The organism is Desulfitibacter sp. BRH_c19, from assembly GCA_001515945.1.
GTDB lineage: Bacteria > Bacillota > DSM-16504 > Desulfitibacterales > Desulfitibacteraceae > Desulfitibacter.
The window spans coordinates 62,543-73,383 of record LOER01000031.1; the positions used below are offsets into that span (position 1 = coordinate 62,543).

At 35.7% G+C, this 10,841-nt stretch carries 10 protein-coding genes and 1 rRNA gene; all 11 read left to right on the forward strand.

Annotation, left to right across the window (positions count from 1 at the left end):
• Positions 1-64: 64 nt before the first annotated feature.
• Entirely contained in the window at positions 65-1,435 is a 1,371-nt protein-coding gene (locus tag APF76_15795; GenBank protein ID KUO50757.1) for a hypothetical protein, read from the forward strand.
• A gap of 65 nt (positions 1,436-1,500) precedes the next feature.
• Positions 1,501-2,463: a hypothetical protein gene (locus APF76_15800; GenBank protein ID KUO50758.1), complete on the forward strand. Its 963-nt coding sequence runs from the start codon at positions 1,501-1,503 to the stop codon at positions 2,461-2,463.
• 112 nt (positions 2,464-2,575) lie between these two features.
• A complete protein-coding gene (locus APF76_15805; protein KUO50759.1) occupies positions 2,576-3,121 on the forward strand; it encodes a hypothetical protein in 546 nt (181 codons plus the stop codon).
• 209 nt (positions 3,122-3,330) lie between these two features.
• The gene (locus tag APF76_15810; protein KUO50760.1) at positions 3,331-4,098 is read left to right on the forward strand and encodes a type III pantothenate kinase; all 768 of its coding nucleotides are present in this window, start codon (positions 3,331-3,333) and stop codon (positions 4,096-4,098) included.
• Between the two features lie 14 nt (positions 4,099-4,112).
• On the forward strand, positions 4,113-5,078 hold the full coding sequence (locus APF76_15815) for a nitrogen fixation protein NifR (protein KUO50761.1): 966 nt from the start codon (positions 4,113-4,115) through the stop codon (positions 5,076-5,078).
• A 100-nt stretch (positions 5,079-5,178) separates the two neighbouring features.
• Positions 5,179-5,703 (forward strand): transcriptional regulator, encoded by a 525-nt coding sequence (locus APF76_15820; GenBank protein ID KUO50762.1) that lies wholly within the window; start codon positions 5,179-5,181, stop codon positions 5,701-5,703.
• A gap of 12 nt (positions 5,704-5,715) precedes the next feature.
• On the forward strand, positions 5,716-6,660 hold the full coding sequence (locus APF76_15825; protein ID KUO50763.1) for a quinate 5-dehydrogenase: 945 nt from the start codon (positions 5,716-5,718) through the stop codon (positions 6,658-6,660).
• Entirely contained in the window at positions 6,653-7,747 is a 1,095-nt protein-coding gene (locus tag APF76_15830; GenBank protein ID KUO50764.1) for a shikimate dehydrogenase, read from the forward strand. The genes APF76_15825 and APF76_15830 overlap by 8 nt, the downstream gene beginning before the upstream one ends.
• Before the next feature lie 238 nt (positions 7,748-7,985).
• Complete coding sequence (locus APF76_15835) at positions 7,986-8,462, forward strand: transcription elongation factor GreA (GenBank protein KUO50765.1); 477 nt, start codon at positions 7,986-7,988, stop codon at positions 8,460-8,462.
• A 175-nt stretch (positions 8,463-8,637) separates the two neighbouring features.
• Positions 8,638-10,104: a lysine--tRNA ligase gene (locus tag APF76_15840; GenBank protein KUO50766.1), complete on the forward strand. Its 1,467-nt coding sequence runs from the start codon at positions 8,638-8,640 to the stop codon at positions 10,102-10,104.
• A gap of 359 nt (positions 10,105-10,463) precedes the next feature.
• Positions 10,464-10,841: ribosomal RNA gene (locus APF76_15845) — 16S ribosomal RNA — on the forward strand; the annotation flags it as partial.

A 10,841-nucleotide genomic window follows, 5' to 3' on the forward strand; every position in this document is an offset into this window, starting at 1 on the left:
GGAGGAAAGATAGACTTCCTGTCGAAACCTATAAAATAATACTATTTATTGGGAGTAGAGGATATTGAAAAGAATTAACCGGAGAGATTTTTTGATATATGGGACAAGCACCCTTGCTATGCTTACTTTAACAGGGTGTTCAAATAAAGAAACAAATACACAAGCTTTTGCTGCTGAAGTGAATATGCCTACCATGGATTTAATAGATTGTGACTATATTATACATAAAGGTTTAATTGTAGATGGGACTAATTCAGAACCCTTTGTTGGGGATGTAGCAATTAAAGGGGATCGAATAATTAAAATAGCTGATGCAATTGCGGGTAAAGACTGCGAGATAATAGATGCTAGGGGAAAAGTGGTAACTCCAGGATTTATAGACCTACATACCCATACAGAAGACTATATGTTACATAATGGTAAAGCTGAAATGATTTTGCGTCAGGGAGTAACCACACAAATTGGTGGCAATTGTGGAAATTCTGAATTAAATATTGGTCCTTTACTGGGCAAACTTAACAATATTGGAATTAATTTTGGAATGTTTTCAGGATACAGAGAAATAAGAAGAAACGCTATAGGTAATGCAGATATAAGGCCCAATTCCGCACAGATGCAAATAATGCTGGATGTTTTAGGAAAAAACTTACAAGATGGAGCTTTTGGACTTTCAGTTGGTCTTGAATATTGGCCCCAAAACTATGCTACAACTAATGAAATGGTTGAATTGAGCTATTTGCTAGCTGAGTATGGGGGTTTTTATTCTACCCATGTTAGGGATGAAGGGGATATGGTCATTCCCGCTGTTGAAGAAGCAATAGAGATAGGATTAAGGACAAGGGTGCCTGTCCAATATTCTCATATTAAGACTGCCCATAAAAGAAATTGGGGTAAAATGGATCGAGTGCTAAACCTTCTTACAGAAGCAAAAAATAGTGGTTTGGATATCCAAGCTGATGTATATGGATATAATTTTTCCAGTAATGATTTGGGTGATTCTAGCCTTCATTCCATTAGTGATGAGGATATGGAAATGGCTTTAAGCCATCCACAGGTTATGGTAGGGAGCGATTCAGGTCTTAGTGTCAATGGTGAAGCTATTCACCCAAGGGCTTATGGAAATTATCCTAGAATTCTCGGAAAGTACTCACGTGATAAGAACTTACTACCTATTGAAACAATCATACATAAAATGACAGCTATGCCAGCTACCAGATTAGGCTTAGCTGATAGAGGCCGTTTGGCAGAAGGATATAAAGCAGATGTAGCAGTTTTTGATAGAGAAAATATTGGAGACCAAGCTACTAGACAGCAAACAAATCTTTTCTCTACGGGCATGGAGCATGTTTTTGTTAATGGGAAAATGGCACTAAAGGGTGGGAATATCTCAGGCTATTTGGCAGGAGAAGTCTTAAAAAATGCAGGCAAAGGTTAACCCTGTATAAACTATGGTTGACAGTAAAAGACATTATAGGTATGCTATTGTTGAGGTGCTAAATTGTGAAAACAAGGTTAGTTGAATTATTATTAAGTGGTCAGTACATATCTGGGCAAGAAATCAGTAATAAATTAGGAGTATCAAGGACTGCGGTTTGGAAGCATATCAATTCTTTAAAAGATGATGGATACACCATTGAATCTCAATATGGAAAGGGATATAGACTTTTACAGATGAATAAATATGTTACACCCGAGAAGGTTAAGCTGGGGCTTAAATGCAAGATTTTTGCTAGGGAAATAATTTATTTTCGAGAACTAAGCTCAACAAACGATGAAGTAAAAAAGCTAGCTGAAAAGGGTTACCCTGAAGGGACAGTAGTTATAGCAGAAAAACAAACTATGGGTAAAGGGAGATTAGGTAGAAATTGGTTATCTGTTTCTACAGGATTATGGTTTTCGATACTTTTAAGACCACCAATCCCCCCGCGTGATGCACCCCAATTATCACTACTAGCTGCAGCAGCTCTCCATGAAACACTTTATAATGAATTAAATATAGCAGCTAAAATTAAATGGCCTAACGATCTACTTGTAAATAATAAAAAAATATGTGGAATTTTAACAGAAATGAAGGGGGAAATGGATAGGGTAAACTATGTCGTTATGGGTGTAGGAATAAATGCAAATCAAGATATGGCTGATTTTTCAGGAGAATTGGCAGATACTGCAACTTCTCTTAAGATAATTAAAGGGAAAGAAGTAGATAGGGTATTACTATTACAGAAATATATAGAAACACTAGAAGGCTTTTACTTGTATTATCTTGAAAAGGGGTTTGAGAGGACAAGAGATGTATGTGTAAAAAATAGTCATACTCTCGGCAATACAATAACAATATATTCAGGGGATCAAGAGTATACGGGTAAGGCTATTAGTTTGGGTGCTGATGGTTCGCTTATTTTAAATATAGAAAATAAAGATGTCTCTTTCTATGGAGGAGAGATTAGCACAAAAAAAGAGTGAACTCGTTCAGTCAAAGATGAACATCGGATTTGGATAAATTTTTTTGCAGTAGTGGTCAACCTTAGAATTAAGATGGTTAACTAAAGATTTTATTGAGGAGAGGATACATCATATGAATGTCTATAAGATTACCATTGTTGCCATGTTTGCATCATTAACAGCTATAGGTGCATTTATTAGAATACCAATACCCTATTTGCCAATAACCCTGCAAGTCTTTTTTGTCTTTTTGGCAGGAATACTTATTGGTCCAAGATTAGGTGCCTTGAGTCAAATAATTTACCTCATCCTGGGGCTTGTAGGACTACCTATATTTGCTGAGGGTGGAGGTTTTGGGTACATATTTCATCCGAGCTTCGGGTTTATACTTGGTTTTGTTGTTGTTAGCTTTTTTGTAGGCTATTTTTTAGACAACCATAAAAAACTTAGTTTCACAAAAACGTTATTAATTAGTTTAATGGGTTTAATAATTCTTTATCTAATTGGCGTTCCCTATATGAATATGATCTTAAATAATGTAATGGGAGTCGAGGTTTCTATGCTGCAAAGTTTTATTGCTATGGCTACATTATATCTACCTGGAGACATATTAAAAATTATAGGGGTTGCTCTTATTGCACCAAGGATAAGGGATTCCATTAAAACCACTATGCATTAACCTAATACTTTTAGAAGCTGGTACTTTATTTGAAAAATTAACTTGTCTCTATCATGATGCTTGATCAAGGTGTAGTCCACCTCATTAGGCATCATATTTTTCTTTACTGCGTTTTCTAATATATAACTTGGGATATTTGCAGAAAAAGGTTAAAATATACTAGGAATAGAATTAAATTATCACGCGTCAATTTATATGAAAGGGGTTTTATTATGCTTTTTGCAATAGATATAGGCAATACTAATATTGTAATGGGTGTTTATCAAGAAAATATTTTAAAACATCATTGGAGGATTTCTACAGATATAAATAAGACTTCTGATGAACTTGCTGTTTTATTTAAGCAATTGTTTACATATAAAGGTGCAACTCTAGCAGATGTTAATGCAGTTGTAATATCATCTGTGGTCCCTACAATTATGTCAGCAATCGAAACAATGTGTGCAGAATACATAAAAGTCAAACCTCTCATAATTGGTCCTGGGATGAAAACAGGGCTGGTAATAAAATTTGATAATCCTAAAGAGGTGGGAGCAGATAGAATAGTAAATGCTGCGGCAGCAGTTGAAAAATACGGGGCACCAGTAGTAATTGTGGATTTTGGTACTGCCACTACTTTCGATGCAATATCTACAGAAGGGTACTATTTGGGTGGGGCTATAACTCCTGGAATTGGTATTTCCATGGATGCACTTTTTAGCAAGGCCGCTAAATTGCCAAGGGTGGAATTACAAAAACCAGATAGTGTAATAGGAAAAAGCACAGTAAAAGGGATGCAATCAGGGATAGTTTATGGATATATAGGACAGGTCGATGGGATTGTTGGGAGAATGAAAAAAGAACTAGGTGGCACTCCAGTAGCAATTGCAACAGGGGGATTGGCAGGTTTTATAGCTACCCACTGTGAAACAATAAACTATATTGACCCATTCTTAACATTAGATGGATTAAAAGTTATTTATGAAAGAAATCTTTAGTATGGTGATTAAATATGCGAATTGGAACAATTAACCTAGACAATCAAATTGTTTCAGCACCAATGGCAGGTGTTAGTGACAAAGTTTTTAGAACATTAGCAAAGGAAAACGGGTGTGCGCTTGCCTTTACGGAAATGGTAAGCGCTAATGCCCTTATCCATAACAATAATAAAACATTTAGCCTTTTTAATATAGATGGAGAGAGACCACCTATAGCAGTACAAATATTTGGGTCAAACCCGGAAATTATGGCACAAGCTGCTCGTATAGTGGAAAAAAAGGAGCCGCAGCTGATAGATATTAATATGGGGTGTCCTGCACCTAAGATAGTAAAGAATAATGAAGGGTCTGCTTTAATGAAAGATCCGATCTTGATTGTAAAGATAGTTGAAGCAGTTTGTAAAGCTGTAAGAGTGCCAGTTACTGTGAAAATAAGGGCTGGTTGGAGTCCAGAAACAATTAATGCAGTTGAAATAGCGGGCCTCATTGAAAAAGCTGGTGCAGCAGCCATTACTGTACATGGACGAACAAGATGTCAGTATTATAAAGGTAAGGCTGATTGGAATATAATAAAACAGGTTAAGAATTCAGTAAAGATACCTGTAATTGGGAATGGAGATATATTGGAACCAGAAGATGCGAAAAATATGCTTGCAGAAACTGGTTGTGACTTTGCAATGATCGGGAGGGGGGCTATGGGCAACCCTTGGATTTTCAAAAGAACTATCACGTATTTAGAGACAGGGGAGCTTTTACCACTACCATCTCCAAAAGAAAGAATAGATATGGGTATAAGACACTACAAAATGATTATAGAGGAAAAGGGTAATGAGTTAGCTGTTAAACAAATGAGAAAACATTTAGCGTGGTATTTTAAGGGTTTAAGAACTGCAACTAGAATGCGACAAGAAATAAATAGTCTGGACAGTACTTACCTGGTATTAGAAAAACTTAATAAATATTATGACGAATACAGTTAAGTTACCTGTCTGAATATGTCGGGTAACTTTATTTGCGTATACTCTAAAATTTTGTTATTATAAATGTATACAATTTTGTGCACAATATGAGGAGACCGTTATGGATGTTATGAGAATTGGAGATAAAGTTCTAAGTAAAAGAAAAATTTCCTCGATAATAGAAAAAGCTTTACATTTAAGATCTGAAGGTTTATCCCAACAAGAGGTTGCAAATATGATGGGATTAGATAGACCTTTTATTTCAAGATTGGAGAAACTAGGTGAAATTAGAAAAGGTAGAAAAATAGGTGTTGTTGCCTTTCCAATTGAAAACAAATTAGAGTTGGAGCAATATTTGAAAGAAGAAGGGGTAGATTTTATGCTCCTGATGACAGACGAGGAAAGGTGGAGTTTTGTAAAAGAAAAACAAGGTATTGAGCTATTTAATGAAGTTATGGATATTATTTCTAGATTAAGATCCTGTGATGTAATTATTGTTATAGGTTCAAATTATAGAATTAAATTATGCGAAGCCTTGGTTGATAAAGAAGTAATTGGCGTAGAGATCGGCAAGTCACCTATTGAATGTGATAAATTAATAGACATGAAAATTATCCAGAATATATTTTCCACAATGAATCTATAGGGAGTGGTAGGGTTGAAAAAAGTAGTGAGTGTAAGTATTGGTTCATCAAAAAGAAATCATGCCGCTGAAATAGATGTTTTGGGAGAAAAGCTATTAATTGAACGAATTGGGACTGATGGTAGTTTGCAAAAAGCATCAGAAATGGTTTTAGAATTGGATGGGAAGGTTGACTGTTTTGGGCTTGGTGGAACTGATTTATATGTATTTGCAGGAAGCAAAAGGTATACCTTCCGTGACTCTGCTAAGATAGCCAAAAATGCTAAGAAGACTCCAATTGTGGACGGTAGCGGACTAAAAAATACACTAGAAAGAAGGACTATTAACTACCTTAATACAAGTGAAGGAATTGATTTTACAAACAAAAAAGTTTTGATGGTTTGTGGCATGGATAGGTTTGGTATGGCAGAAACTTTAGAAGAAGTAGGGGCAAACGTAACCTATGGAGATTTAATTTTTGCTTTAGGAGTATCAATACCTTTACATTCATTAAGTGCATTGGATAAGGTGGCAAGAATTATCGCTCCTATTGTAGTGCAATTACCATTTAAGTTATTATATCCTACAGGTAAAAAACAAGAAGTATTTAAGGCTAATAATAAGTATAAAAGATTCTATGATGAGGCTGATGTGATAGCTGGAGATTATCATTTTATTAGAAAACATATGCCCCTTACATTAGAAGGAAAAATGATAATTACAAATACTGTTACCAAGGATGATATTCAAGAGCTAAAAGATAAAGGTGTTTCGTTATTGGTTACTACTACACCTCATTTAAATGGTAGATCCTTTGGAACAAATGTTATGGAAGCAGCATTAGTTGCTTTATCAGGCAAGGACGGAGAATTATCTAGTAATGAATATGTAAATTTACTTGATAAATTAGATTTTGTGCCCCATGTAAAATGGTTACAACAGCAGGATATATCTCAAAGACAGGAGGTTACACATGGATAGATTTGCTTTTATGATACATCCAATTGATAGTTCAGATATAGCAAGAAAGTTTTCTTTACTTAAAAGACTTCCTGATAGGATGCTTGATAAAATAATTTATCACTTACCACCCATTATGACATCGGAAATAACTGGTATAAGATCCAAGAGTAATGGGATAGAGGTGTTAGGAAATTTTATTGGATGTACTTTGACTAGTAAGCAGATGAGGGATTTGCCTGTTGACGTAGTAATTAATAAAATAATAAGGACAGGAAAAATGGCCGAAAAACTAGGTGCTAAAATACTAGGCCTTGGAGCCATGACTTCTGTTGTGGGGGATGCGGGCTATACTGTTGCCCAGAACCTAAATATTCCTGTTACTACTGGAAATAGTTATACAGTTGCTACTGCTATGGAAGGAACTGAAAAAGCAGCTCAGTTGTTAGGTAAGGATATTAGAGCATCAGAAGTTGTGATTATCGGCGCTAACGGCTCAATTGGAAAAGTTTGTGCTCAGATGATGGCAAGAAAGTGCGGATATTTAACATTAGTTTCCCGAGATATAAAAAAATTAGAAAGATTATCATCTAAAATTTTCAGGGAAACGGGTTTGGCAGCTAAAATAACTACCCAAGCAGAGAGAGCAATAAAAACTGCCGATATTATAATAACAGTGACTTCATCAGTTGACTGTGTTATAAACCCTGAGAAGCTAAAACCGGGTGCTTTGGTCTGTGATGTTGCGAGACCTCGAGATGTTTCAAAAAAAGTAGCAGAGACAAGAGATGATGTACTTGTTATAGAAGGTGGGCTAGTTGAAGTTCCAGGTAATGTGAATTTTAATTTTAATTTTGGATATCCTCCAAAATTAGCATTAGCCTGTATGGCAGAGACTATGATATTAACTTTAGAAAAAAAGTGGACCTCTTTTACGTTAGGCAGAGAAATAACCATTAAACAGGTAGATGAAATACATAAATTAGCCAAAAAACATGGTTTTAAATTAGCTGGTTTTAGAAGCTTTGAGAAAATAGTTAAGCCGGAAGTTATTGAACGAGTGAAGTATTTTAGTAGGCAAAATGTCAAAGAGGCTATACAAATATAGGTTTAGGCCAAATTTGACAAATAATACTGAATACTTTTCTTGACAATTATTAGGAAGGTCATTATAATAGCCATAAAGACAGAGAGCAAGCACTATTATTTATAAAATAATGGTGCTTGTTGTTATAATAATTAGGGGGTTTTAATGTTTTTAAGTAATTTTATTTTGAAATATAGATATAATAAGTAGTATTATTGTAGCACTGCTTTTTTGAGATGACTAAAAAGGAGAGTTAAGTATGTCTACAAAAGATGTAATTCTAACTGTTGGGGGTCTTAAGAAATTAGAGGAAGAACTACTTCACCTTAAAACGGTTAAAAGACAAGAAGTTGCGGAAAGAATAAAACAAGCCAGGGAATTTGGGGATATCAGTGAAAATTCCGAGTATGAAGATGCTAAACACGAACAAGCATTTATTGAAGGCAGAATATTAACATTGGAGAAAAAATTACGTAATGCTAAACTAATTGATTCTGATGCAGTTGATACTCATGCTGTTAGTGTTGGCTCTAAAGTATTATTAAAGGATCTAGAATCTGGCGATGAATTTGAATATGTAATTGTTGGTTCAATGGAAGCAGACCCATTAGATTCAAAAATTTCAAATGAATCTCCAGTAGGCAAGGCAATTATAGGACATACAAGTGGTTCAGTTGTGGAAGTAGAAGTTCCTGTAGGCACTTTAAAATACGAAATCATGCAGATTTCCAAGTAAGTCAACGACATAATTACAGGGCTGCGGTTAGTTACCGTGAGTCCTGAATTTATTTTACAAAGATAGTTCCTGTTAATATATGGATTATGGACAGAAGGTTCATTAATGGAAATTGAACAATGACATGTCCCAAGGCCTAAAAGCATTGCATATAAATAAGGAGGGTAAGTAATCAATGGAAATGGAGTTTAATGAACTTATACAGATCAGAAGAGAAAAACTAAATGAATTTAAACAAAATGGGATAGATCCATTTGGAGGGAAATTTCATATTACCCATAAAGCTGAAGAGATTGTAGAAAAATTTGAAGTTTTGGATGGACAGCCAGTACAAATAGCTGGACGTATAATGACAAAAAGGGTTCAAGGTAAGGCAAGCTTTGGACATATACAGGATTTATCAGGACAAATACAGATTTATGCACAGTTAAATAATCTTGGTGAAGAAGTATATGCTTTATTTAAAAAGATGGATATTGGTGACATAATAGGAGTTGAGGGCACTATCTTCAAAACACGCCGTGGAGAAGTGACAGTTGAGGTACATAAATTAAGCCTATTAACTAAATCACTACAGCCCTTGCCTGAAAAGTGGCATGGCCTAAAAGACGTTGATTTGAGATATCGCCAAAGGTATTTAGATCTAATTGTCAATCCTAGTGTCAAGGATGTATTTATTAAAAGGACTAGGATAATCCAAGCTATGAGAAGATTTCTGGATAATAGAGAATTTCTTGAAGTGGAAACTCCCACACTTCATACTATTCCTGGTGGTGCATCTGCAAGGCCATTTATTACCCATCACAATACACTAGACATGGAACTGTATATGAGGATAGCGTTGGAACTACATTTAAAGCGATTGTTAGTTGGTGGAATGGAAAGAGTATATGAAATAGGTAGAAACTTTAGGAATGAAGGTATGTCTACCAAACACAATCCTGAATTCACAATGATGGAGCTTTATCAAGCTTATGCTGATTATGAAGACATGATGGAAATTACCGAGAATATGATTGCTTATATTGCAAATGAAGTTTTGGGAGATACGATAGTCAATTATCAGGGAGAGGATATCGACTTAACTCCTCCATGGGAACGTATTACTATGATTGACGCTGTGAAAAAGTATGCTAATGTAGATTACAATGAATGGCAAACTGTAGAAGAAGCAATAACGGCTGCTGAAAAACTAGGTATTGGGGTAGAAAAGGGTGCAACAAAAGGTGGAATACTAAATTTGATATTTGAAGAGAAAGTTGAACCTAACCTTGTACAACCTGTATTTATTAAGGACTACCCAATCGAGATCTCTCCACTTGCCAAAAAGATAGAAGGAAATGAAGGCTTTACATATCGTTTTGAAGCCTTTGTGGTAAATAGAGAATTAGCAAATGCTTTTTCTGAGCTTAATGATCCCATAGACCAAAAAGATAGATTTGAAAAGCAAATGGAATTAAGGGACAAAGGTGACGAAGAAGCTCAACGTATGGATGATGACTTTGTAAAAGCTTTGGAATATGGTATGCCACCAGCTGGTGGTTTGGGTATTGGAATTGATAGACTAGTAATGTTGTTAACAGATAGCCCATCAATCAGAGATGTTATTTTATTCCCGACCATGAGACCTAAGGAAAACTAATAACTAAGGCAACCACTTTCTACTAGTTGGTTGCCTTAGTTTTCTAAAATGTTATATAGGATAATAAATTTCTACTTGAAAGTTAAGTAAAAACGTGTTATATTACATAAGTCGTCTGAACTCGGCAACTTGAATATCTAAGAATCACCAAGAAATACCAGTTGCAAAGAGGACGAAGAAATGTTAAACTAGAGTTCCGGCCGATGAGGCCAATGATCTTTGAGAATTGAACAGTGATAAGAATTAGACCCGTTAATTGAAATAACAGTAATAAAATTAATGGACAACAAAAAGTCCGATTTAAGCTAAGCTAGATCAAACTAATAAAGTTAGTAACTAACGAAAGTTAGTTCAAATATTAACTGGAGAGTTTGATCCTGGCTCAGGACGAACGCTGGCGGCGTGCTTAACACATGCAAGTCGAACGGACTGATTAAGAAGAATCCTTCGGGAGGACACTTAAGAAGTTAGTGGCGGACGGGTGAGTAACGCGTGGGTAACCTACCCATTAAACCGGGACAACTCCGGGAAACTGGAGCTAATACCGGATAAGCTTACACTATGGCATCATAGAGTAAGAAAAGGAGGCCTCTCTGTAGAAGCTTCCGATAATGGATGGACCCGCGTCCCATTAGCTAGTTGGTGAGGTAACGGCTCACCAAGGCGACGATGGGTAGCCGGCCTGAGAGGGTGAACGGCCACACTGGGACTGAGACACGGCCCAGACTCCTACGGGA